This window comes from Acinetobacter sp. B-6 (assembly GCF_056930735.1).
Genome location: NZ_JBXPBY010000017.1, coordinates 16220 through 41693, shown reverse-complemented (window position 1 = coordinate 41693; position 25474 = coordinate 16220). Strand labels below are relative to the sequence as shown.

The following is a 25474-nucleotide window of genomic DNA, read 5'->3' as shown; positions in this document are numbered from 1 at the left end:
CTATTTAAAAATAAAAAAAGCCACTGAATTCAGTGGCTTTTTTAATCGCATCAATTAATTTTTATGGCGCATATGTGGGAATAAAATCACATCACGAATACTTGGTGCATTAGCAAACAACATCACCAAACGGTCAATACCGATGCCTTCACCTGCTGTTGGAGGTAAGCCGTATTCTAATGCTTCAATAAAGTCCGCATCGAAGTGCATTGCTTCATCATCACCAGCATCTTTTTCAGCAACTTGTGCTTGGAAACGCTCAGCTTGGTCAATTGGATCGTTTAACTCTGAGAAACCATTTGCAAGCTCACGACCACCAATAAAGAACTCGAAACGATCCGTAATATGTGGATTGTCATCATTACGACGTGCCAAAGGTGAAGTTTCAGCAGGATATTCAGTAATGAATGTCGGCTGACGTAATTGAGTTTCAACAGTTTCTTCAAATACGATCGTTTGTAGTCGACCTAAACCAAAACCAGGCTTCACTTGCTCTTTAAGCTCTTCGCGTACAAATGTCGCCAAGAACTCACGATCAGATACATTTTCTGCAGTCAAACTTGGGTTATGCTCTAAAATTGCATCGAACATTGAGATTTTCTTAAATGGACCTTTGAAGCTATATACTTCATCCCCATAAGGCACATCCGTTGACCCTAGAATATCAATCGCCAGTTTTTCCAACATACCTTCAGTCAAAGCCATAAGATCTTTGTAGTCAGCATAAGCTTGGTAGAACTCAATCATGGTGAATTCTGGGTTATGACGTGTTGATACCCCTTCATTACGGAAGTTACGGTTAATCTCAAATACACGTTCAAAACCACCAACAACTAAACGTTTTAAATATAGTTCAGGTGCGATACGTAAGAATAATGGCATGTCCAATGCATTATGATGTGTTTCAAATGGACGCGCTGACGCACCTCCTGGAATCACATGCATCATCGGAGTTTCAACTTCCATAAAACGTTCATTGGTTAAGTAATTACGAATACCAGAGACTACTTTTGCACGAATTTCAAAAGTTTTACGTGTTTCTTCATTCACAATTAAATCTAAATAACGTTTACGATACTTCACTTCAGTATCAGTTAAACCATGAAACTTATCAGGAAGTGGACGCAAAGATTTGGTCAATAATTCAAAATGTTCGATATGCACATATAAATCGCCCTTACCAGAACGACCAATATAGCCTTGAACAGCGATAATATCGCCTAGATCTAAACTTTTTACAGTTTCCAATACTTCAGGAGCAAGTTCTTTACGAGGAACATAGAGCTGAATACGACCTGTCATGTCTTGGATCACAATAAATGATCCACGGTTCAACATCACACGACCTGCGACAGAAACGTGGACTTGTTCACCAGCTTCAATTTGTTCTTTCGTTTGATCTGCAAATTGATCTTGTAAATCCTGTGCGTAATGCTCACGCTTAAAAGTATTTGGCCACGGGCTAACACCAGTTTCCTTGGCATGATCTTGAATTTGCTTTAACTTGGCATGACGCTGTGCGATTAAATCGTTTTCGGAAATGGGTTGTTCAGAAGTCGATTGAGCGTTTTGTTGCGTCATCTCTGCCTCGATTATATTAAAAAACGGAAGTTGCATAGCATAGCAGATTTACAACATAATGCGTATGAATATAACTCAATGAACCCTGTAAAAATTAAAAATCATGAATAAATACTGGCAAGGATTCGCCCAAAGTATCATTCTTTTCAATGTTTTGTTGTTTTCAGGCGAAATTGCCGCAGAGCAAATCATTGTCATGAGTAATACTCGCAAAGATCTTCCAATAAAAATTGAAACGACAAATATTGCAAATCAAGATTATATTTGGCAATTGGAAATCAGCCCAAATCAGCAGACTCAAAAGATTCAAATTAAATTGATGAATCCACACCCCACACAAAAAACACTCAACAAAAGAGCTTTAGAAATCGCCAACACAATAACATTGGCACAACTTCCTCAGGTCAGTAATGATTTTAAAAATAAACCCCTCAATCTTGATGAAGAAAATATTGCAAGAACAACATATTATTATGGAAAATACAGCTTATTTATCAAATTTCCAAAGACAATTGGCTATGCAATCAAGCCTCATTTTTCCCAATTACAAAGTGTGTTAGAACCGTTTTGCCAACCTGTAGATACAAACTCGAACCCTAAAATACAATTTGATTCACAGGGAAATATCGCATTGAATGTCAAATTTCTCGTTGGCACAGAAGGACAAATTCGAAAAATGGAATATGTCCCTAAAATAAATCACGACATTAAAATGATATTAGAGCCCTTACTTAAAAAAATTCGCTTTTACCCACGCAATATTTCAGGTGTATTAACATCCTTTTCTATCGAACAACCGATCATTATTCAATGTCATGCACCCAAAAACGAAACAACATCAATTTATCTTAAACCTACTAAATCAATAAAAAGGTCTGATTTAACTAAGGTTGTTCTGCCAATGATTTGACAACAGCAAAGCCTTGTTGAAACCCACGATCCATCATTTCTTGATATTCTTCCGCAGTTTCAACCTCAGCGTGTAAAGTGGTTATACCGTCTTGTTCATCTAGATGGTATTGCTCAAATGTGCCATTCCATTCTTGGGTTTCGGCACTTGTGGTATCCGCTATACCATTTCTTAATATGCCTAAATGTTTGAAAACCACTTTTTTAAATTGCTCTAACTCGACAATGGTAGCAACCATTCCATCACCATTGGCATCTTGAAATAATGTCTCACCACCAATTTTCCAATCCGATTGCATTTGTGACGTTTCACAAAAGGATTGTGTCCATTGAGAATAAGTATGTGTATCCCAAAGAATATTCCATACTTTCTGTGCAGTTGCATGGATTTTGATATCGTATTTTAATGTGATCATCCCAATCTCTTTTTTAATTGTGTTGCATATAGCTTAGTATAATCACGGATAGAAATGATTAATTTTTGTTAACAAGGCATTTAAATAGAAATAATTTTAATATTTATTTTTCAATACATTACAAAATAATCTAATTTATTTGATGGAAAAAATAAAAGTTCTTAGACCAAAAGCTAAGTTATAAAAAATATCTTGCTCAGTACACTAGCTTCATACCAAAAATAGTTGAAATGGAAAGTTTTTAAATCCATGAATTATTGTTTCTGTCTATAGATATAAAGACAATATGCAAGTGATAACAATGAGCAATACTAAAATTTTATTTTTACATGGCTTGGATTCATCTAAAGAATCAACCAAGTTCCATGCCATCAATGCAATTAAAAAATATTGCATTAATGTGGATTATCGCAATTTAAACTATCAAACTGTTGAACGTTTTTATCACGATATCATTGAAAAAATTAAGCCAGATTTATTGGTAGGACATAGTTTAGGTGGCTATTGGTCATTAAAAATGTCTCAGAAACATCGTATCCCGACTGTGATTGCCAATCCAAGTTTAAAACCTGACTTTCGTGACGATTATCCTGAGATCAATGAAGCTGATCTTGAGCATGATATTCCTCAAATTGCATATATTGAATTGGGTGATGAAGTCTTGGATATGTACAAAGTTTTTGAACAATTAGACCCATATATGCAGATTGAAACTGTTGAAGGGGGACATCATCGATTGGCTCAACCCGAAAATCTAAATCGCTTAATTCGCTATATGGAACAGACTTTTATTTATTGATTTCTATGAACAGGCTAAACTTGTCGATGCATATATAAAAAAGCCTTGTTAAAACAAGGCTTTTAAACAGATTAAGCGACTGCTTTTTCTACGGGTTTTGATCGTTCATCTAAGACAGACCAAATCTTTAAACCCAAGTCTTGATGTAAGTCAGGCAAATCAAGAAAAATACTCGCACCCAATACTGTATGATGACATTTGTGCATCAATTGGTTGACTGCTTTGAGTGTTCCACCTGTTGCCAATACATCATCCACAATAATCACTTTTTGTGGTGCAATGTTAGCGGACATTTCCAAACGATCTAAACCATATTCCAGACTATAGCCCACGCCAACAACCGGTGGTGGCAATTTTCCTGCTTTACGCACCAGCAATAACCCCTTGCCTGTACGTTGTGCCAATAAGCTCGCTAAAACAAAACCACGCGCTTCTACCGCAACAAAACTCTCCACCTCTGCCAATTGTTCAACAGGAATACTTGCAATCAATGCATCAGCCAATTCACCCAGATTGTTCATAAACAATGGGGTTAAATCATAAAAACAAATACCTGGTTTTGGAAAATCTTGGACAGTACGAATACTTGACCACAAAGCAGTAGACATGTTCATCATTAGGGAGATATTTAAAAGAAAATTAATGCGTGAATTTTAACACTTTTTAAGCAAAATTGACAGCGATACCAAACCCAGAAAAATCTTGCACTTATTTAAGTTATTGATTTTATTAAAGCCATTTTTATACAAAATATTAGCTATAGTTTAACCTTATTTTATTTTAACAATACTTTTATAATTTATCATTCAGACCTTAGTCTATATTCAATGATTTAAGCAATTTAGGACCTCAGATTGACATTTACTAAAAATCAGTTTCCTTAAAAACTTTACCCAATCAGTTGGCATAATAAACATTGCTTTTGTCCTGACCTGCCATTCAGCTTTTACAAGAGTGAGATAAACTCCGATATTTACTTTACTTTAGACACAGAACTGCGTAAAAATTTAGAGGAATATGTACACACTTTATTTGCATATTATTTGAGTCAAGCAGCGGATGGAATTTTACTGGCAGAAAAGCAATCTACCTGTCAGTTATCGGAGAATCAGATGAAGAAATATCAATGCATCGTTTGTGGTTGGATTTATGACGAAGCAGAGGGTTGGCCACAAGACGGCATCGCAGCAGGTACCAAATGGGAAGATATCCCAGACGACTGGACTTGCCCAGACTGCGGTGTTTCTAAAGCAGACTTTGAAATGGTAGAAATCTAAAATATCGCGTAAAGACCATGTTTACATGGTCTTTTTTACGTATATTTGTCATAAAAATTATTCAATCCCCCACTCTTTTAGGCATGTATGGAGAAAGATATGCAACCAATCATCATCATCGGTTCTGGTATGGCAGGTTATACACTGGCAAGAGAATTCCGTAAGTTAAACACTGAACAAGCGTTAGTGATGATTTGCGCAGATGATGCGGTCAATTATGCGAAACCTACATTGTCGAATGCCTTAGTTGGCAAAAAAGCACCTGAGCAAATAGGTTTAGGCGATGCTGAAAAAATGAGTACGCAATTAAACATGCGCATCGAAAAAGAAACTTGGGTAAAAAACATTGATGCAGAAAAGCATGAGTTGACTCTTGAGAAAGATGGTCAGACTTCAACTCAAGCCTACTCGAAACTCATCCTTGCTGTTGGTGCAAACCCAATTCGCTTAGCCATTGCTGGTGATGGCAGTGACGACATCCATGTCGTGAACTCGCTGATTGACTATCGTGCATTTCGAGAAACATTGGAACATTGCACGACAGGTGAATGCGGAAATAAACGTGTCGTGATCTTGGGTGCGGGTCTGATCGGTTGCGAATTTGCCAATGATTTACAAAATACAGGTCATCAAGTCACAGTGATTGATTTGGCACCACAACCCTTAGGTCGTCTGCTTCCGCAGCATGTCGCACAAGCATTTAAAGAAAATCTTGAAGAATCGGGCATCAACTTTGTTTTAGGTACAACTGTAGAAAAAGTATCTAAAACCGAACGCGGTTATATCGTTTCATTGGCAAGTGGTCAGTCATTGGTCGCAGATGTGGTCCTTTCCGCGATTGGTCTACAACCGAATATCGCGTTAGCAAAGACAGCAGAAATCAACACCAGCCGCGGCGTGATTACCAATACTTTACTTGAAACCAATCAAGCGGATATTTTTGCAATTGGTGACTGTGCGGAAGTAAATGGAACACTGTTACCATATGTAATGCCAATCATGCAACAAGCTCGCGCTTTAGCCAAAACATTAAGTGGTCAAACGACCACAGTTCATTACCCAGCAATGCCTGTTGCGGTAAAAACGCCAGCTGCACCATTAACGGTCTTACCTGCGCCAATTGGTGTTGAAGTCACGTGGGAAAATGAAGAGTTTGACGATGGAATGTTATCTAAAGCCACTGATGCTGATGGAACATTACGTGGTTTCGTCTTACTAGGAGCAACGGCAGGTAAACAACGACTTACTTTAACAAAACTGGTTCCAGACTTGATTCCTGCATCAGTTTAAGGGTTTAATAGCAAGGATATTTTTTAATCAAAATATCCTTGCTTAGGAAAATAACAATGAATAGCGCACTTCAATTCCAAATTTCACCGTATGCTTCATTCATGAATGAAACCAAAGTCGATTTAGGTAATGGTATTCAACTTCATGTCGAAACAGGAGGAAACCCCGAACACCCTTCGATTCTTTTGATTATGGGGTTGGGAGCGCAAATGTTATTTTGGCCCGACTTTTTTTGTAAGTCCCTCATAGATCAAGGCTTTCATGTCATTCGTTTTGACAATCGTGATATTGGCTTATCGTCAAAAATTCGCCACAAAGGTCCACGTTTAAACTCGTATAAACTCATGGGGCGTTTTGCATTAGGCTTACCGAATGATGGCGCACCCTATAATCTATTTGATATGGCAGATGATGTCGCGTTATTGATTGATCGCTTAGGAATTGAAAAACCGCATATTCTCGGTGCTTCAATGGGTGGAATGATTTCTCAAATTTTAGCGGCAAAATATCCAGAAAAAATTGAGAAAGTTGGACTTTTATTTACCAGTAACAACCAACCGCTCTTGCCCCCGCCTTTTCCAAAGCAACTCTTTAGTCTAATAGGCAAGCCTGAATCTCGTGATGAAGAAGGGATTGTGAATCATTCACTCAAGGTTTTTCAAATGATTGGGTCACCAGGTTATATTAATCAAGTTGAAGCAATTCAGACGGCACGTAAATTATATCGCCGTAGTTATCATCCTGCGGGTGTACTTCAACAGTTTTTAGCAATATTATGTACAGGTTCCTTACTTAAATTGGATAAACAGATCAATAAGCCAACGCTGGTGTTACATGGTTCTAAAGATCGTTTACTACCTCCAAGTCATGGTAAGGCAGTTGCGAAAGCAATTTCGGGCGCTAAATTTGAATTAATTGAAGGAATGGGGCATGATATCCCACCGCATTTTGTTCCTCAACTTAGCGGCTTATTTGCACATCATTTTAAATCATAAGCATTAGGACACTATGGCTGCATTACCATCCCTAAGACAGTTGTCATATTTAGTGACATTGTCTGAGACGTTGCACTTTACTGAAGCAGCGCGCCGTTCGTTTGTAACTCAATCCACATTATCGGGTGGAATTATGGAGTTAGAGCGTTTATTGGGTGGCGTACTCGTAGAACGTGATCGCCAAAACGTACGTTTAACTCCCTTAGGTGAACAAGTTGTTGCCCGAGCCCGTGTTCTACTCGCCGATGCACAAGACTTAATGCGTTTAAGTCGTGAAATGAGTGAGCCTTTGACTGGTGATTTACATTTAGGGATCATTCCCACCATCGCACCATTTATTTTGTCTCAACTTTTGGAAGAAGTGCATAAACAACTTCCTAAGATTCAACTACATTTACACGAAGCACAAAGTGAAAAAATTGTTGAAAAACTTGAGCATGGTAATTTAGATGTGATCATGCTGGCATTGCCTTTTGATACACGCGGTCTAAAAGTTGCTGAAATTGCAAAAGAAGATTTATTCTTGGTTTGCAATAAAGCAGATCAAAATGCCATGAATGCAAGAAGTTTAGATGACCTAGATTTGTCACATCTGATGTTGCTTGAAGAAGGACATTGCCTGCGAGATCATACTTTAAGTGTTTGCCCAATTGGTGAACGTAAAAATGATCATCGTTTAAAGGCAAGTTCTTTACCAACACTGGTTGAAATGGTGAGTTCAAACTTGGGCTATACCTTACTCCCTGAGATTGCGATTCATGCCCATATGTTGAAAAACAATGATCAAATTGTGGTAAAACCAATTGAAAATGCACCATCTCGTACACTCGCTTTGGTCACACGTAAAAGCACACCACTGCAAAGTGAATTTGATGTCTTGTTGCAAATTCTTCAGAAGATCACCACCAATTTACGTTAATCTGCGAATTTCTAAAAGGAGTCAAATATGACTCCTTTTTTAATCCTTAATGTTAAGCAAATAATTCATTGAATCACCGAATTTATGTTTAGCGGGTTTGCCAAATTTTAAAGATGGTGTTTTCTTCAAACTAAAGGTGTTAATATTTGCACATTACACCGTTAGCTTTCTAACTTTGTATGGTTTGTTACGATAAAAAATCGCGAAAAATCGACTTACTTGATTTTATTTTCAATCATTGAAAATGCTGTAAGCGACACATAGCCAATCACTCTATTGGTCAGCGTTCCCAAGGGCTTGGATATTTCAAGCATCGTTAACAGGTTTCCACAGTTTTTCTGTGCCTGAATTTTCGATAGGACGCACCATGAATCGACCTTTATTTATTATTTTTTCAACGATTGTTTTAGATTCGATTGGAATCGGAATTGTATTCCCATTACTCCCCTCATTACTTAAAACGCTAAGCCAACAACAAAACGTAGCACTCTTGATGGGTTTTTTCATCGGTTGTTATGCAATGATGCAATTCATTTTCTCTCCGATTTTAGGCAGTTTAAGCGATAAAATAGGAAGAAGACCTGTACTGTTAATTTCTTTAGCTGGCTCAACGATCAGCTATCTATTATTGGCCTTCTCTTCGCATTTAAGTTGGTTGTTCATCGGAAGAGTCATTGCTGGAATGACCAGTGCCAATATGGCTGTCGCTTCAGCTTATATCGTTGATATTTCATCAACAGAAAATCGCGCCAAGTACTTTGGTAGATTCAATGCCATGTTTGGTTTGGGCTTCATTATAGGTCCTGTACTCGGTGGACTATTAGGACAATACGGACTCAAACTCCCCTTTCTGATCGCCGCATTTTTGACGGGATTGAATTTTTTAATTGCTCTCTTTGCTTTAGCTGAATCTCGCCCCCAACATGCCACCATTCAAAAGCATGCCAGTTTAAATCCATTTAAAATATTTAAAGTTGCACTTAGTCAAAGAAACCTAATTCCTCTAATGGTAATATTTTTTATATTCAGTGCCTGTGGTGAGGCTTATGGGGTTTGCTGGGCACTTTGGGGACATGATACCTTTCATTGGAACAGTTTTTGGGTCGGGCTCTCTTTAGGTACTTTTGGATTATGCCAAGTTCTGGTTCAATCCTTGCTCCCTCAACATGCTGTCAAATTTTGGGGTGAACGAAATACCGTACTCATTGGATTAGGCTGTCTCTTTGTTGCTCTAAATATCATGGCTTTTGCTCAACAAGGTTGGATCATCTTTGTCATTATGCCAATTTTTGCCTTAGGCAGTATTGGAACACCATCCTTACAAGCGTTAGCATCTACAAAAGTTTCTGCTGATCAACAAGGTCAATTTCAGGGCTTGATTGCATCTACCGTGAGTCTAGCCTCAGTCATTGCCCCCTTATTTTTTTCGAGTATTTATTTTCACTTTCATACTCAATGGTCAGGTGCAATCTGGTTAATAGTTGCAATTATTTATTTGTTTGTCCTCCCTTTGATACTGTTTCAACTCAAAGCTAAACCGCTTTAAATCCCAGCTATCTAGGGGGATTTTAGACCATATTTATTAACATAGATTAATAGCTAGATTAGCATACATTTATAAATATTTATTATTTAATATTTCTTAACTGTATTTTTATGTTATATTTTAAGCGCTTTAACTTTTTTTGTTCAAAATTTTACTTTCGCAATAATCATATTAAATCGTAATTGTTTGCGGTTTTAATTTGCTTAAAAACTCTAAAATATAAAAAACATCAATTATTTTATAATGTTAGCTTTTTCAGCAAACTTTATTACAGTCTAAATAATTTTAAGGATATAAAAATGTCGAGTCCGAAATTTTTACATGAATTGCCTATAGAGCAATTAAAGCAAATGTCTCAAGAAGATATTGAGCAAACTATAAAAGCTGGACAGCTTTATTTTCAACATAAACCAAAAACACTTTATCACTTTGCCGTAAATGGGGCTAAAACTAGAAATGGTGGATTAGTAAATGCTAGTGCTGTTGAATACAAAATTTGTGGCTTAGCTATAGCTTTAGTCGGTGATGAAGTAATTTATGCTGATGGAACAATCTCTAAAATTGTTTCAGGTACAGGTCAAGCTTGTATGATAAATGGAAAGTCTGTTGCTTTTGTGGGGAGTCATTTAGAAAATGGTGATGAAATTATTGATAGTCCAAATAAATCCGTTGTTATTAATATTTTCAAAGGAGATAAAGTTCCTGTAGGTTTTTTAACTCAAAAAGAAGGAGTTAATAATGGCTAAAGGTTTCGCAATCAATAATTCGATGACCAACCATGGTGGGATTATTCAAGCAACACAACACAGAACATCTCAAATGGGAAATTTATTTTTGCGCGCAGGAGATGGTCACTTTTGCCCTAAATGTAAATGTTGGTCAACAATACAAGCTAGTCATAATCATATTATTATGGATGGTAAACCAGTCGCTTATGCCGATGATCTATTAAGTTGTGGAGCAAAAATTTTACCGAAACAAGATCATGTTGTTGGAACTAGTCAAGGGGAAAATTATAGAAGAAACTCAAATTCATCAAGCTTTATAGCTAAAAGCTTAATGCTATATTCAGGTCACTATCAGTTAGTAAATAATTTAAATAATCAACCATATAAAAATGTTAAATATGTTATTACTTATGCCGATGGGCGTGCTGTTGAAGGCATAACTGATGAAAATGGAATGACAGAAAAATTAGAATTTGCAGAAAAGGAACAAGATATTGAAATTAAACTTTTTGAGGCTGATTCATGGTAGATCGACATTCAACCAAAACGACAAAAAATGCAAAAGTTGAAATTGTAAAGTTGGGATCTCCAATACGATTGGTTTTATATGGTGGTGCTAAATCACTTGGAGATAATGGAGCTTTTTTCCATGCTTCAAAGAATGTAATTGCTGATTATAAAAATGATTTACCAATTAAATCTTATTTTATCTCAAATGGTATGAAACAATTCATAGACTTAATTAATTCTCAGACCGAAAACTCAATTCAATCTTTAGATGTTTTTGCACATGGTTCCGATCTGGGTCTTTATTCTGTAATTGGAGCATCTCTTAAAAAAAATCTAACAAAGGATACAGTAGATACATATAATTTGGCTTCAAACTTATATAAAGATTGGGCAACAAAATATAGTGAATGGAGTCTTTTTGGAAACAGTAATTGGAGCAATCTATATACTGTTTCTGATATTAAATTTAATGTTTTTACAAATGAATCAAAAATAGAAATACATGGTTGTAATACTGCATTTGATGGAGAATCAGATACTCTTAGTGCATTAATATCAATTGCTTTATTCAAAGTTGGTAAAAAGAGAAGTGTAGTTATTGGGCATACTGATTTTGCAAGCCCTAATAGAGGTGGAACTAAGGATATTTCTAAACAAGATTATCGACATGAGACACGAGTAATTTATAATAATGGAAAAGTAATTGCTAAAACACGAAAGGAAGGTCGTATTTCAGCAGATTTTATTAAAAATGCACTTGGAGGTTAAATGGAAAGTTACAATTATTATATTACTGTCTATAGTGTAATTCTTACATTATTAATTGCTTCATTAAGTCTAAACTCTATTTTTTTCATTAAAGATAAAGTTAACAAAATCCTTTCTTTTTTTGTATTTTCTGGAATATATGCATCCATAATGGGATATTTTTTTAATTATGCATCTATTGGTTATGCTGAACAAGATTTTTTATCTACATTTATCTATAAAGGGTATCAAAATAGCCTATTTCGAGGTGCTGTATTACCAACAATATCATTGATTTCAACAATAACTCTTATAATTCGATTAATCTATAAAAGGAAAAAGAATATTTAATTTAATAAAAATAATAGGGGTTAGGAAAACAACGCAGAGAGGAAGCTGATATATTTGAAAAGGGGCTTAAGTATAATTGTTATGAATAGAAAAATTTATTTATTCATTTTAATCATACTGTTTGGTAACACATTGGCGTTTGCTGATACTAGCTATCAAGTTAAATGTGTTCCAAACAGTACAAATCACAATGATATTGTGGGTTGCTATATTGATGAATATAAAGTTGTAGATAATAAGCTCAATACTACTTATAAACAAAAAATGGCTAACTTAAAAAAAAGTAGTAAGGAAGAACTTCAACGATTACAACACATTTGGATTAAAGAGAGAGAAACTCAATGTGTAGTAGATGAAGCCAACTATGATCGTGAAAGTCACTTTGACGCTTTACAATGTGAAATTGATATGACTAAAGAACGTATTAACTTTATCAAAAAATACAAGTAAAGGCATTCATAATCAGTTGTTAAAACCCGATTGAAATCAATCGGGTTTAAATCGTGAAATATTAAGTTTAGCCGTTAAAATGCTCTAATAAGGTTTTTTGTGCATTGTGTACAGTTTCACCTTCTTTAGGTTGAGCACGAACCCATGTCCCATCACCTTGTAACAACCAAGCTTGAGTATTATCTTTAAGATAATTCACCAAACCTTGCTGATAAATACGCTTTTTCAGTGCAGGATCTTCGATTGGGAAACATACTTCGACACGATTAAATAAGTTTCGATCCATCCAGTCCGCACTTGAGCAATAAATACGGGCATTTCCGTTATTACCAAAATAATAAACACGGGTATGTTCCAAGAAACGTCCAACAATTGAACGTACACGAATATTTTCCGAGAGATTTGCTAAACCAGGACGTAAACAGCAGATTGAACGAATAATCAAATCGACTTGTACACCTGCTTGCGAAGCCTCATACAACTTATTGATTAACTGAACCTCTGTTAAAGCATTCACCTTCACAATGATTTGAGCTGGTTTACCCGCTTTGGCATTGGCAATTTCATCATCAATATAAGCGATTAACTGTGCATGTAAGGTAAACGGTGCATGTAGAAGTTTTTTCAACTTCGCCATTTTACCCATGCCCGTCAACTCTTGAAAAATACGATGCACATCTTCACAGAGTTCTTTGTCTGTGGTTAATAAACCATAATCGGTATATATGCGTGCATTGGTTGCATGATAGTTGCCTGTTCCTAAATGAACATAACGAACAAGTTTATTATTCTCACGGCGAACCACCAAAATCATTTTGGCATGTGTCTTATAACCCACAATACCATACACCACCACGGCACCTGCTTCTTGCAATACATTGGCGACAGCAATGTTTGATTCTTCATCAAAACGAGCACGCAGTTCAATCACTGCTGTGACTTCTTTACCATTTCGCGCCGCTTCGGCTAACACCTGTACGATTTCTGAATCCGCTCCACTACGATACAAGGTTTGTTTGATCGCAAGAACTTGAGGATCTCGTGCTGCTTCACGCAACAAATTGATTACTGGTGCAAAAGATTCGAAGGGATGGTGCAAAAGAATATCTTGCTTCTGCATGGCTGAAAAAATATTTTCAGACTTTTTCAATACTTTTGGAATTGCAGGCACATGTGAATCATAGCGCATATGTGGACGTTTAAAATTCGATACTAAACGTGCGAGATTTACTGGTCCATCGACTTTATAAAGTTGCTCTTCTTCTAAATCAAATTCATCCAACAAATATTCATAAATATGTTTTGGACAGTTTTCAGTGACTTCTAAACGCACCGCACGACCAAAACGACGTGAACTCAATTCACCTTTAAGTGCTTTCGCCAAGTCTTCAACATCTTCGTTCAGCGCTAAATCTGCATTACGTGTCACACGGAACTGATAGCAACCTGTTGCAGTCATCCCTGGGAATAAATCAGAGACATGTTCATGAATAATCGCAGACAACATTACAAAATGTTCTTTACCGCCCGTCAATTCATCAGGTAAACGTACCACACGCGGTAAAGAACGAGGTGCTGGAACAACCGCTAAATCAATTTGTCGACCAAAAGCATCTTTACCTTCTAAAGTGACAATAAAGTTTAAGCTTTTATTTACTAAGCGTGGGAATGGGTGCGCAGGATCAAGACTAATTGGCGTCAATACAGGCGCAACTTGTTCTTGAAAATATTTTTTAATCCACACCGACTGAGCAGGTGTCAGTTCTCCACGACGTAAGAAACAAATATCTTCTTCACGGAGTTTCGGGAATATCTCTTCATTTAAGATACGGTATTGGCGTTCAATGGCTTCATGGGCTGTTTTAGAGATTTGATCTAGAATTTGCTTAGGTGTAAGCCCATCAGGTGAACGACTTTCATTCCCCAGCGTTAATTGCTCCATCATTCCAGCGACACGAATCTCAAAAAACTCGTCCATGTTGCGAGAAAAAATCAGCAAAAAATTCATACGCTCTAGTAGCGGATGCAGAGGATCAACAGCTTGCTCTAAAACACGCAAATGGAAATCTAAGATAGAAAGTTCACGATTGATATATCGTTCATTATAAGAATATTCTGTCGGTGTTGTTGGAGTCACTGCGGTATTCATGCAATAAACCTGCATCAAGAAAATGTCATTATTCTAGTATGCTTCAAATTTATGACAATTTCATAAAAAAAGCATCACGATATAAAAAAAGCACATTTTTTTTGTGCTTTTCTTAGGGGCTGTGGACATTTCATAAATGACTTGCGTTGTAGGTTAAAATTGAGCAGGCAAGGCATGAAATGAAGAGAATAGCGAGACTATTTTCAAGTTTCATAACGTAGCCTGAGATAATTTTAGCCACAACCCTTCGGGACTAGTGTGTTTTTTGTCGCTTCGTCGTTACGAACTACTCATTTAGAATGACTAAATTTCGTATTTCATGCCTAGAATCGTCTAAAAAACACACCTAGTCGCAAACATAGACGAATTGTCCACAGACCCTAACATGATAATTTCACTTTTTAAATATTGCAGATTATTTTGGGATACGGGTATAACGCATATATTTTAATACCAGTTTTTTTCGATAGAGCAATTTAGGATCATTGCGATTTTCTTGATAGTATTTGGGATTGGTCAAAATCACCGCTAAAAAGGCAGCTTGCTCTCGGTTTAAACTTTTTGCACTTTTACCAAAATAATAACGTGAGGCTGCTTCTACTCCATAGATATGATCGCCAAACTCAACAGAATTCAAATACACTTCAAGAATACGCTGCTTGGTCCACATACGCTCCATCATGGTCGTTGCAATGGCTTCCTGCCCTTTACGAATCACTGAACGACGGTTATAGAAAAATAAATTTTTAGCCAGTTGTTGCGAAATGGTTGAACCCCCAGCGACAACTTTGTCTTTCTTTAGATTACGTTGCAAAGCATCTTCGATCCCATCCCAATCGAAACCATGATGATCTAAAAACTTGGCATCTTCAGCCGCAACAATTGCATGCTTAATGTTGTCACTTATCTCATCATAATTGCGCCATTGATGTTCAATCGGTTTAAAATCTGAGAAATATGTCCAGCGCATAAACATTGTGGTTTCTACATCATGGGTACGCCAATACACTAAACTGGAGAAAATCCATAGCTGAATCAAAATCAAAATACTGATTATGATTAACAAAGCACGAACAATAAAAGCTTTCATCTCAGCTGTTTACTCCGAAAATGCTGACATTTCATGTTAAGCTGAATCTATCAATAAAAAGCTAAGAAATAGCATGTCGAATTATCAAGACTCATCCATCTATAACTCACCCAACACGATTGGCAAAATCACCTTATTGTTAATTGCAATCAATGTAGGTTTATTCGCCATCCAAGTTTTGTCAGGCGTTAATATTACTGACCCCACCACATTGGATGCTTTGCGTTGGGGTGCTGATTATGCACCTTTAACCTTTCTAGAGGAACCTTATCGTTTATTCAGCAGTATGTTTTTTCATTTTGGCATTTTGCATCTGTTGATGAATATGTGGGCACTGTATATTTTTGGTGATGTCGCTGAAAAAACCTTTGGGAAATTTTATTTCCTGGGACTGTATTTATTAGCGGGGTTGATGGGAAGTCTACTCAGTGGCTACTTGGATATTCGGAATAGTTATGAATTTTTACAGCACTTTGACCAAAAACTGATTCCTCATGTATCCGCTGGAGCATCTGGGGCAGTAATGGGCTTAGGTGGTGCTTTAACCCTACTTTCTTTGTTCCCACCTACTCCAAACCAGAGATTTGTTCTGGATAAAAGATCACTCTTAACGGTGCTTGCAATCAACTTAGCATTCGGCTTCCTTGCTTCTGGAATCAACAATGCTGCGCATATTGGAGGCATGTTAATGGGAGCTGTGATGGCTTTAGCTTGGTATGTCATGCAACGTATGAAAGCACCGATTGCTGTAAATATGATCATTGTGATTTTAGGCATCGCTGTTACATATGCGACATATCTGTATTGCCAACATTTGGTGGGTCCAATTACACCACTTTGGCAAGAAGCAGTTTCACAAATGCGAGCGCAATTACAATTTTGATCAGCAGTGTATGTGCAAAATTTAAATCATCCCTAAAAATTAAAGTATTTCAGTCGAGGATTTATAGTCAATCTGTTGAAAAATGCATACAGCAAAATATAAGTTTTCTTGATTCATAAAATTACTACTATGGATCATTGTTTGGCGATATAACGCATTCAATGTCACACTTTACATCTAAAGTTGTAATTCAAAGAAGCTCACCAAAAAGTGAGCCTCTTTATTGCCATCACTTCATAATATCCATAAACTGGAATCGTCAGAATAGCGCAATGATTGTTGTTCAATCATCTTGTTTTAATTCAGTTCTCTTAAGCTCTGTAAAGGTGGAATATCGGACAAATAGCTTAAACGGTACCTTCCGATTACTGCACATAAGACCGCCATCAAAATAGGCAGAATAAACCAAATTTCCCAGTGAAATTGTAAAGGCATCTCCATACGATAACTGGCAATCGCACTAATTACTTCAGCAAAGAAACACGACACAATCCCTGCCAACAGCCCAATAAAACCTATTTCCATGCTCATCATGTTTTTTAACTGTCGTTTTGAGCTACCGAATGAACGTAATAGCGCGACTTCTCTTTTGCGCTCATCCATCAACAAATTAATACAAGCAATCAAAACAAGAAAACCCGACAAACTGACCAAGACAGCCAATACTGTAATAATTTTCACCAAGACAGAAACCAGTTGTTTAATTTCATCAAAAATTAAAGACACATCGATAAACACTGTATTTGAAAATTGTTGGATTAAATTAATCATTTTATCTTTGTCCGCAGGTGACACATAAAAGCTCCCTAAATAGCTTCCCGCATTTTCATCCAATGTCTTAGGCGTAAAAATAAAGAAGAAATTTGGGCTAAAACTTTGCCATTGAACAGTACGTAAATTTACCACCTGAGCTTGTAAGTTTCCTTCTGGCAAACTAAAGGTTAAACGATCCCCTATCTTAATCCCCAACTCTTCAGCCAATTTTGCTTCAACCGAAACTTGTCCAACTTCTGTCAATTTAGACTGACCAGCAACAATGATATTGTCCTGTGGATAATGATCTGCTTGAGTTAAATTTAACTCACGGCGTAATGAATTATTACTTTTTACCAACGAATCAGGAAAAGCCTGACCATTTTTAGCCAGCAAACGCCCTTTAACATTGGGATATAGTGGTGTACTTTCCCAGTGATGTTGCGCCAACTGTTGTTTAAATGCTTCAAGTTCAAATGGAGGTAAACCATAAATAAATTGATTTGGAGTACCTTCAGGCAACTGTTGCTGCCAACGCTCCAATAAATCAGTACGTAATACAGCCAATACCGTAATTAAACTCAAACCTAGTGCCAAAGCTGTAATTTGCAAAGCTGTTTGAGAAGGTGTTCGAATATAAGCAGAGAAACGACTTTTCATCGCTTTCAGCGTCTTTAAGACTGACCAAACCATCGCATACAATAATCCAGTCAGGACAATGACTGCACCCATGATCACTGCTGTCAGCGTTAGATTCTCAGTCAATACCAAGCTAAAAATAATCAGACTGATTAAACCTGTCGCCATCATCCATAATATAGAGCCTGCTGATTTTTCCTGTTGGCGAATAACACGTATCGGAGGGGTATTGAGCAATTGCCATAAACTCGGCAGAATAAATCCAATCAGTACAATTGCACTGGTGAAAATAGCGATCGGTAATGGACCTAAAAATATCTGCCATATTGAAAATTGTAATTCTAGGTTTGGAATCATTTGCAACATGAGTTGTAGCAATGAATAACCTAAAACCAGTCCCAACAAACTTCCAATCACGATCGCAATCAAAATCACCACAGTCAATAAACTCAAATAAGCTTGAAAAATCTGTTGCCTGGTTGCGCCCATGCAACGCATCAAGGCAATATGATCTTGATTCTGTTGCACATAACGTTGGCTGGTTAAAGCAATCGCTAAACCACAGAGTAGAATCGTCAGAATATTTGCCAATTGTAAAAACGTATCAAGATTTTCAATCGGTTTCAGTAAACGTGAGTTTCCTTCATCCGCATTACGTAGTCTTAAGTTGCTCTGGGCATCTAAAGCTTGATCCGCTGTTTGCAAGTCTTGAGGAGATGGTTCAGATGGGGTATGAATGAGTTGCGTTTCAGACGCTGACTGCCCTGTTTCTGAAGTCGTAGAATTTTTCTGCTGATCCTGTGTAAACTGCTGGGCAAAATTTTTCTTTTCTTGCGCTTTGAATGTTTTAAAGAAGGCTTGATAAGCTTCAATCGACTGTTTTTCACCCGCCATTAACAGCCGATACTCAATGCGACTGCCGATTTGGATTGCCCCAGTTTTTGCAACATCAGCTTGAGCAATAATCACTGTCGGTGAAAATGCAGAAAAACCTAATTCTTGATTAGAATCATGTTCAATGATGCCCGTGACTTTAAATTGACCATTTGCAATTTGAACTTGATCACCGATATTGAGCTTTAATAATTCTTGGGCTCGTTTACTCAGCCAAATTCCGCCATTTTGTAAGGACTGTTGAGGGCGAATCCTTAACTCACCACGTAAAGGAAATGATGGATCAATGGCTTTGACATTGACCATCACAAATTGATCACGAGTCGACGCCATAGAACTGAACATCGTGACATGTGACTGTTTTAACTTGAGTTGTTCAGCTTTTTTCAACCATTGAGGGTCAATTGGATTGGTATCACTCAGCACTAAATCAGCAGCTTGCATTTTAGCGGCTTGTAAAGTAACTGCTTGCTTAACCTGATCGTTACTGAACTTTAAAGCCGTGGTCGCACTAATGGCTAAACTCAAAGCAATGATCAGTAAATAAATACCTGAGCTAGCAAAACTTTGCCGAAATAAAGGTTTAAAAAGATTCAACATTTAAACAACCTCACTTCTCTTTGGGGATCGTAAATGTTCAATCAAATGACCATCTTTTAACTCATAATGACGCTGACATTGCGCTGCCAATTGTGGGTTATGTGTGACTAAAACTAAGGTTGTACCTAATGCTTGATTCAAACTAAATAATAACTGCTCAATCTCATACGCAGTATGCTCATCTAAATTACCTGTTGGTTCATCAGCAAAAATAATCTGTGGATCTGAAATAAGCGCACGTGCGATCGCAACACGTTGTTGCTCTCCGCCAGATAATACTTTGGGTGTTTGTTGACTTTGGCGTGCTAAACCGACTTTTTCCAATAAATCGAGTGCTTTTTGCTCTGCGTGTGCATAATTAAAATCAGAATGTAAACGTAAAGGTAACATGACATTTTCTAAAGCCGACAAATGCGGTAACAATTGAAAAGACTGGAAAACAAAACCAATGTGTTTAAGTCGCACCAACGCCCGTTGCTCTTCATTTAAATGTTCAATACGCTCGCCACATACATTGAGTTGACCTGCACTCGCCTGATCTAAAGTTGCCAGAATACCCAATAAGGTTGACTTACCCGAACCAGAGCGCCCTGTAACTGCAACCTGTTCGCCTGCATAAATGTCGAGATTTAAATTTTCAAAAATTGTAAGCGTTTGATGAGGTAATTCTATCTTTTGTGTAAGTTGCTGTGCAGAAATTATCACTTGTGGCATGATGGGAGGAGTTAAAGCATCCTGAACCTTAGACATTGTAAAGTACCTTAAATATGCAAATCAAAACGTTGTTAAATTTGAAAATAATGAAAAGCGCTTTTCATTGTTTATTTTTTAGCATGATCTGTCTGTTGCCCGTTAGTAGTTTTGCAAAAACGATCATGATTTTAGGCGACAGCTTAAGTGCGGGCTATGGTTTAAACCCACAACAGGGTTGGGTCGCATTACTTCAGCAACGCTTAAATCAGCAATTTCCCAAACAACACCAAGTGGTAAATGCCAGTGTCAGCGGAGAAACCACCAGTGGTGCTTTAGCGCGTTTACCTAAATTATTACAAACTCATAAACCTGATGTGGTTGTGATTGAGTTGGGTGGGAATGATGGTTTACGTGGTCAACCACCACAAATGATTCAAAAAAATCTTGCTCAATTGATTCAACAAAGTCAAAAAAGCCAAGCCAAAGTAGTATTGTTGGGTATGAAGATTCCTCCCAACTACGGCGCAGCATATAGCCAAGCTTTCGAAAAAAATTACCAAACCTTAAGCCAACAGTACAAAGTAAAACTGTACCCCTTTTTTATGAATGGCATTGCAGGCAATAAAAACCTCATGCAAAAAGACTTAATCCATCCTAATGCGGTGGCACAAAAAATCTTACTTGATAATGCCTATCCTTTGATTCAAGGCGCACTTTAACACCAATACATTCCAATTAGCTTTAGGCATGGAAGCCTTTGATATAAGCTGAAGAACCACATCCTTACAAGATTAAAATAATCATAATATTCATTATATTAAATATAACATATGGTCAATTATCACAAATAAAACCTTAATCACTTCTTGCCTTTCAACTAAAATCAGGTATAACAGAATCTATCCTTTCTTTTATATGCGTTTTAAATGATGAGTAATTCTAATAATCTCAATCATCAAATGACTTCATTTAAATTTAGCCCTCAAACTGCACTTTTTACACATACCTTTACTTTGATGGCATTTTTGGCGGCTTCAAGCGCACCTACCCCCTTGTATCGTCTCTACCAACAACAGTTTCACTTTTCACCCGTTTTATTGACCTTAATTTTTGCAACTTATGCCTTTGCTTTACTCGCAACATTATTGGTAATGGGTTCTTTGTCAGATTATATTGGGCGTAAACCAGTTATTTTTACCGCTCTCTTTTTACAGATCATTTCTATGGGGTTCTTTCTGTTTGCCTCAAATATTGAAATGTTATTTATTGCTCGAGCCTTACAAGGAATCGCCACAGCTTTGGCTGCATCAACCTTTGGTGCAGCTTTATTAGATTTAAGTAAAACTCATGGTTCATTAATCAACAGTATTTCTCCTATGTTGGGTATGGCAATCGGCATGCTCATGACCTGTATTGTATTGGCGACATCAACGCATGCACTAACTTTAATTTTTGAAATATTCATTTTTATTTTCTTTTGTTCCTTGTGTATTGCATATTTTAGCCCTGAGACTGCTGAAAAACGTTCCGGAGCATTTTCATCACTTAAACCGCGTCTTACTGTTCCACCACAAGCACGTAAAGCACTTTGGATTGTTAGTCCAATCAATATTTCTTTATGGATGGTCAGTGGCTTTTTCTTATCCTTAATGCCTTCCCTATTAGCCCAAGCATTTAAAGTTCAATCAGCATGGCTCAATGGTATGATGTTTATTACTTTGACCATTTCGGGTGCAATCGGAATTTTAGCCCTCCGTAGCGCAAAAACACTTAAAATCTTAACTACTGGTTCGCTAAGTATTCTATTTGGTGCAGCAATAATTCTATCTGGCATTCACTTCTCTCTTACACTCTTACTATTTATTGGTTCGGTTGTCACTGGTGTCGGATTTGGTACAGGATTTATGGGCGCAATCCGCACTGTGATGCCCTTGGCTTTACCTGAACAACGTGCTGGGTTAATGGCAACATTTTATGTTGAAAGTTATTTAGCATTTAGTATACCTGCCATTATTGCTGGATATTTTGTCAGCCATGTCGGTCTTACTTTTACTGCTGATATTTATATTCTCATGATTATTTTATTAGCTTCTTTGGCTCTTATGTTTGCATTTAAACATCGAAAAAATATCATTTAGTTTAGTATTTGATTTATTCAAACAAGCTTTTCGCAAATAAGATTTAGCAATAATTTGATCCTTTAAATGAAACTGCTCATCATACCTGTTACCACTTGGTTTAGTTTTTGCTGTAGTCAAACCATTGACACGTTAAAATTATATTTACATATTAATCAATACCTTATAAACATTTATTTCCATACATAATCTGGAAATTTTTCTAGAACATATTTACAACTTGATTCTTTCCCGTCTTTATTGACATGTCGATCAAACTCTTTCATACCAGAATTAAGCACTTGTTTACCATATTCTTCACCAAGTTGATCTTTGACACACTGTGCAGAACTAGAAATTAGTTTATTGTTATTTTTACGGTACCCACATTCGATTTGTGCTTTTAATAATATGCCATGCGCATAAACAATCTGCTCACAGTAACTTGGTGCTTTTGCACTTTTCGGCGTTAATGCGCTAACTTGTGTTAAACATGAAATTAAACCCAAAAATAATATTTTTTTCATAACAACATCCTTATCAATTTGCTACATCCATTTAAAAATAAAGATCTTATCAAAGAAAAGTTACATTCGGTCATCGCTTCTAATTCCTTCATTTTCTGAATTATTCGCTACTAGAACATCAAACACAAAACCCTTTCATCTAACTTATTATATGTTCATTGCTCTTTACCAAACGCAATTAATATCTCCAAATTCGACAATATTACTTTTAGAACAAACTCATTTGAACTTAACCAATTCATGATTATTCTTGTTAAAAACTTTAACGATGTCTTTATTTTTATCGATGAAATTTCCACCTGATTTCCGCATAGCAAGTCAGACAATACAGACTTTAGGCTCTCTGAATAACCACTAATTAGGTATTCCCTCCTAGCTTGTACAATCAATTCCAAATAGTAAAATGCATTGGTTTACCTAATTGATCAACCATTAAAATTACATTGACCATGACTTTTGACACACATTGATTTTTAATTAATATTTCATTTATTGTATTTTTTATTATATCCATCGCTTGGATTCTTTTATTCTGGTCAATCCCAGTCAAATCAAGCTCTCCTGAAAATACTTCTACACCCGTATATTTTACCCATGATGAAACTTTTATCTCAGCAATTTTTGATCTGATATCATCTGCTGATTTTTTAAATACTGACGTTTTTGGCAAAACAGTATAACTAAAAAGAAAATCATGAACTGCCACTTCCTAACCTACAAGAACTATCAAAAACGCGAAAGCATAGCATTTTAAAAAATTTAAAAATGAGCAATTCAATCTCTATAAGTTTGTAAATGACGACAATCATCAGTTTCTGGTGCAAATTAAAAGGCGCATTAAGCGCCTTTACATTTAATAAAAATCAATAACTTAATTTAATTAGTTACATAATTGTTGCACTTCATATTTTTATCTATTGAAATTTATATTTGATGATTTTTTAATTGCCTCTTCTAAATAATGAGACTCTACATGATCAATTGTCTCAAATCCTTTAAAACTAAATGATGATTCATCTATCTCTCTGCCTTCTGCGTCATATCGTTTAGACTCACTTTCACTATCAATTGATACATAATGAAGGTTGCCTTTCCCATCATAACAAGACTGTTTAAATTCATAAGGATTATCAGGATCACGAAGTTCAGTAACAGACTTATTAATAAGAATGAACTCATCGTCAACCAACTTGTAATCCTCTAATGTTAAACGTTGATTTTCTGAATCTCGTATATAGTTCCTATATGCTACCTTTTTATATTCAGCACCAACTAATATTACTGTTGAATAAACATTTCTCTGAGAAGGATTTTCATCTAATCGCTCAAGAATTGGTACACCATTTTTATCTTGATAAGTTATACGAAACTGACCGATTATATCTGTAAAACATACTTTCTTAATCGAAAACTCTTTAGAAAACTCACTGATAGTTACTTGGATCATTTAAATAACCTTTAAGAATGTAGTCCAGGTTGAGAAGGCGGTTCTTTATTTACCCATAAGCTTGCATTCGGCGTTGCAGGACACCCAGCATTAGATGCAGTTTTGATAATGTTTCTAAGAATTCCTTGAGCATATTTATATTGACTCACATGCCCGTCCCACGAGCCTTTATTTTTCCCATTCAAGATAAGTGGGTTAGATACTAATTTGTGATTCATAAAAAGATTAAATCTATCATCATATAACTCATAATATCTCGATTGCACTATGGCAGCTTGACTGTCCATTTTGAAGTTATGATTTTTGCATTTTTCATCACTATTTCTTTCAAACTCATCCTCTATTTCTTTAGCTTTTGTAGCATCATTCTCCGCTTCACTAACTATTGCCTGAGCTGCTGCTAAAGTAACAGCTTGAGCATCAGCATTACCTGATTCAGCATTGTTGATGATTTCTTGGGAGACCGTGTCTAGTGAGAGGGTTTTTTCTTCTGTTTTTTTAATTTTTATAATATCAAAACCAAAATCCACAGCATACACAGGAGAATATGTATAGATCCAACAAGTTCCATAGGTTCCATTTGAAGAAATAGTTATATTTCTAAGTGATGAATCTGGGTATGCTTCAGATTTAACTTTATTTAAGCGCCATGAACAATACTCTTCCGCTGTATCAAATAATGAATCACCAAGCCCTTTATATTGTTTTATACCTTCAATTTCGGTTTTGAATTTAACACTATTATTCGCAGGATCCATCACCCAATCAATACCATCTAATAGCTCGTTGACCGCAAATGTTAGAGCCGCCCCACCAAGACCAGCTCGAAGTATTTTCGAAACTTGCGAAACATTTGGAGTGATTAATGCTTTAGATTCGGTAGCAACCCCACCTATAATTCTATTTGCATTTAGAACTGTTGAAGCACCTTCAGATGCATAACCATTAATAACCCACTGTCCAAAAGATGCTACAGGAGCACTCATTGTACTTGCAGTTGCAACCTTATAATAATTAAAAGATGCTGGTGAACTTTGTAATGATGTTTGAGATGAATTGTTTTGGTCTGCTTCACCACAACCTGTCAAACCAAATAGAACTGCTAAAAATAATAATTTTTTCATTTATTTCCCCTTATTTTCAGCTAGTTTATTTGACTTATTA

The 25474-nt window shown here is 36.4% G+C and carries 25 protein-coding genes; 14 read left to right on the top strand and 11 right to left on the bottom strand.

The annotated features are described in order from the left end of the window. Window positions 1–54 precede the first annotated feature (54 nt). The gene (lysS, locus tag AC1Z3T_RS18030) at window positions 55–1581 is read right to left on the bottom strand and encodes a lysine--tRNA ligase (RefSeq protein WP_005033018.1); all 1527 of its coding nucleotides are present in this window, start codon (window positions 1579–1581) and stop codon (window positions 55–57) included. Window positions 1582–1684: 103 nt separating this feature from the next. Here lysS and AC1Z3T_RS18025 point away from each other — a divergent pair, with 103 nt between their 5' ends. Then, window positions 1685–2491 carry a hypothetical protein gene (locus AC1Z3T_RS18025; RefSeq protein ID WP_042090040.1) on the top strand — a complete coding sequence of 269 codons (807 nt, stop codon included), beginning with the start codon at window positions 1685–1687 and terminating at the stop codon, window positions 2489–2491. On the opposite strand, the gene AC1Z3T_RS18020 is transcribed toward AC1Z3T_RS18025, so the two are convergent. Beyond that, entirely contained in the window at window positions 2466–2906 is a 441-nt protein-coding gene (locus AC1Z3T_RS18020; protein WP_005033023.1) for an SRPBCC family protein, read from the bottom strand. The two genes, AC1Z3T_RS18025 and AC1Z3T_RS18020, sit on opposite strands and share 26 nt — an antisense overlap. 301 nt (window positions 2907–3207) lie before the next feature. On the opposite strand from AC1Z3T_RS18020, the gene AC1Z3T_RS18015 reads away from it, so the two are divergent. Beyond that, complete coding sequence (locus AC1Z3T_RS18015; protein WP_004829489.1) at window positions 3208–3705, top strand: YqiA/YcfP family alpha/beta fold hydrolase; 498 nt, start codon at window positions 3208–3210, stop codon at window positions 3703–3705. 71 nt (window positions 3706–3776) lie between these two features. On the opposite strand, the gene AC1Z3T_RS18010 is transcribed toward AC1Z3T_RS18015, so the two are convergent. Further along, on the bottom strand, window positions 3777–4322 hold the full coding sequence (locus AC1Z3T_RS18010) for an adenine phosphoribosyltransferase (protein WP_100885708.1): 546 nt from the start codon (window positions 4320–4322) through the stop codon (window positions 3777–3779). A 495-nt stretch (window positions 4323–4817) separates the two neighbouring features. Between AC1Z3T_RS18010 and rubA the strand changes: the two genes are divergently transcribed. The 9 genes from rubA (at window position 4818) to AC1Z3T_RS17965 (ending at window position 12518) form a co-directional block, all read left to right on the top strand. Continuing rightward, a complete protein-coding gene (gene rubA / locus AC1Z3T_RS18005) occupies window positions 4818–4982 on the top strand; it encodes a rubredoxin RubA (RefSeq protein WP_004678010.1) in 165 nt (54 codons plus the stop codon). Between the two features lie 99 nt (window positions 4983–5081). After that, the gene (locus AC1Z3T_RS18000; RefSeq protein WP_042090036.1) at window positions 5082–6272 is read left to right on the top strand and encodes an NAD(P)/FAD-dependent oxidoreductase; all 1191 of its coding nucleotides are present in this window, start codon (window positions 5082–5084) and stop codon (window positions 6270–6272) included. 56 nt (window positions 6273–6328) lie between these two features. Next, a complete protein-coding gene (gene estB, locus AC1Z3T_RS17995) occupies window positions 6329–7267 on the top strand; it encodes an esterase EstB (RefSeq protein WP_009586324.1) in 939 nt (312 codons plus the stop codon). Between the two features lie 13 nt (window positions 7268–7280). Next, complete coding sequence (gene oxyR / locus AC1Z3T_RS17990; protein WP_004829493.1) at window positions 7281–8186, top strand: LysR family transcriptional regulator OxyR; 906 nt, start codon at window positions 7281–7283, stop codon at window positions 8184–8186. A gap of 367 nt (window positions 8187–8553) precedes the next feature. After that, on the top strand, window positions 8554–9732 hold the full coding sequence (locus AC1Z3T_RS17985; RefSeq protein ID WP_100885709.1) for a TCR/Tet family MFS transporter: 1179 nt from the start codon (window positions 8554–8556) through the stop codon (window positions 9730–9732). A gap of 299 nt (window positions 9733–10031) precedes the next feature. Beyond that, entirely contained in the window at window positions 10032–10478 is a 447-nt protein-coding gene (locus AC1Z3T_RS17980; protein WP_100885710.1) for a PAAR domain-containing protein, read from the top strand. Further along, on the top strand, window positions 10471–10989 hold the full coding sequence (locus tag AC1Z3T_RS17975; protein ID WP_100885711.1) for a PAAR domain-containing protein: 519 nt from the start codon (window positions 10471–10473) through the stop codon (window positions 10987–10989). The genes AC1Z3T_RS17980 and AC1Z3T_RS17975 overlap by 8 nt, the downstream gene beginning before the upstream one ends. Then, window positions 10983–11738, top strand: a complete 756-nt coding sequence (locus AC1Z3T_RS17970; RefSeq protein WP_100885712.1) for a hypothetical protein — start codon at window positions 10983–10985, stop codon at window positions 11736–11738. The genes AC1Z3T_RS17975 and AC1Z3T_RS17970 overlap by 7 nt, the downstream gene beginning before the upstream one ends. A gap of 411 nt (window positions 11739–12149) precedes the next feature. Next, window positions 12150–12518: a lysozyme inhibitor LprI family protein gene (locus tag AC1Z3T_RS17965; protein ID WP_100885714.1), complete on the top strand. Its 369-nt coding sequence runs from the start codon at window positions 12150–12152 to the stop codon at window positions 12516–12518. A gap of 67 nt (window positions 12519–12585) precedes the next feature. Here the strand turns inward: AC1Z3T_RS17965 and ppk1 are convergent, their stop codons facing one another. Together ppk1 and mtgA are read right to left on the bottom strand one after the other, a co-directional pair. Continuing rightward, a complete protein-coding gene (ppk1, locus tag AC1Z3T_RS17960; protein WP_100885715.1) occupies window positions 12586–14667 on the bottom strand; it encodes a polyphosphate kinase 1 in 2082 nt (693 codons plus the stop codon). A 415-nt stretch (window positions 14668–15082) separates the two neighbouring features. After that, window positions 15083–15757, bottom strand: a complete 675-nt coding sequence (gene mtgA / locus AC1Z3T_RS17955; protein ID WP_100885716.1) for a monofunctional biosynthetic peptidoglycan transglycosylase — start codon at window positions 15755–15757, stop codon at window positions 15083–15085. 73 nt (window positions 15758–15830) lie between these two features. On the opposite strand from mtgA, the gene AC1Z3T_RS17950 reads away from it, so the two are divergent. Beyond that, on the top strand, window positions 15831–16640 hold the full coding sequence (locus tag AC1Z3T_RS17950) for a rhomboid family intramembrane serine protease (protein WP_005033035.1): 810 nt from the start codon (window positions 15831–15833) through the stop codon (window positions 16638–16640). Window positions 16641–16937: 297 nt separating this feature from the next. Here the strand turns inward: AC1Z3T_RS17950 and AC1Z3T_RS17945 are convergent, their stop codons facing one another. Together AC1Z3T_RS17945 and AC1Z3T_RS17940 are read right to left on the bottom strand one after the other, a co-directional pair. Then, entirely contained in the window at window positions 16938–19526 is a 2589-nt protein-coding gene (locus AC1Z3T_RS17945) for an ABC transporter permease (RefSeq protein ID WP_100885717.1), read from the bottom strand. Further along, window positions 19527–20276: an ABC transporter ATP-binding protein gene (locus AC1Z3T_RS17940; protein ID WP_100885718.1), complete on the bottom strand. Its 750-nt coding sequence runs from the start codon at window positions 20274–20276 to the stop codon at window positions 19527–19529. A 50-nt stretch (window positions 20277–20326) separates the two neighbouring features. On the opposite strand from AC1Z3T_RS17940, the gene AC1Z3T_RS17935 reads away from it, so the two are divergent. Together AC1Z3T_RS17935 and AC1Z3T_RS17930 are read left to right on the top strand one after the other, a co-directional pair. Beyond that, entirely contained in the window at window positions 20327–20938 is a 612-nt protein-coding gene (locus AC1Z3T_RS17935; protein WP_042066420.1) for an arylesterase, read from the top strand. A 207-nt stretch (window positions 20939–21145) separates the two neighbouring features. Next, window positions 21146–22357 (top strand): MFS transporter, encoded by a 1212-nt coding sequence (locus tag AC1Z3T_RS17930; protein ID WP_100885719.1) that lies wholly within the window; start codon window positions 21146–21148, stop codon window positions 22355–22357. A gap of 173 nt (window positions 22358–22530) precedes the next feature. On the opposite strand, the gene AC1Z3T_RS17925 is transcribed toward AC1Z3T_RS17930, so the two are convergent. From AC1Z3T_RS17925 to AC1Z3T_RS17910, 4 genes are all read right to left on the bottom strand, one after another. Then, on the bottom strand, window positions 22531–22863 hold the full coding sequence (locus AC1Z3T_RS17925; protein ID WP_100885720.1) for a hypothetical protein: 333 nt from the start codon (window positions 22861–22863) through the stop codon (window positions 22531–22533). A gap of 385 nt (window positions 22864–23248) precedes the next feature. Then, window positions 23249–23569: a hypothetical protein gene (locus AC1Z3T_RS17920; RefSeq protein ID WP_005033046.1), complete on the bottom strand. Its 321-nt coding sequence runs from the start codon at window positions 23567–23569 to the stop codon at window positions 23249–23251. A gap of 204 nt (window positions 23570–23773) precedes the next feature. After that, entirely contained in the window at window positions 23774–24310 is a 537-nt protein-coding gene (locus AC1Z3T_RS17915) for a hypothetical protein (RefSeq protein WP_100885721.1), read from the bottom strand. Window positions 24311–24321: 11 nt separating this feature from the next. Beyond that, the gene (locus AC1Z3T_RS17910; protein WP_100885722.1) at window positions 24322–25434 is read right to left on the bottom strand and encodes a V-type ATP synthase subunit E family protein; all 1113 of its coding nucleotides are present in this window, start codon (window positions 25432–25434) and stop codon (window positions 24322–24324) included. Window positions 25435–25474: the final 40 nt, after the last annotated feature.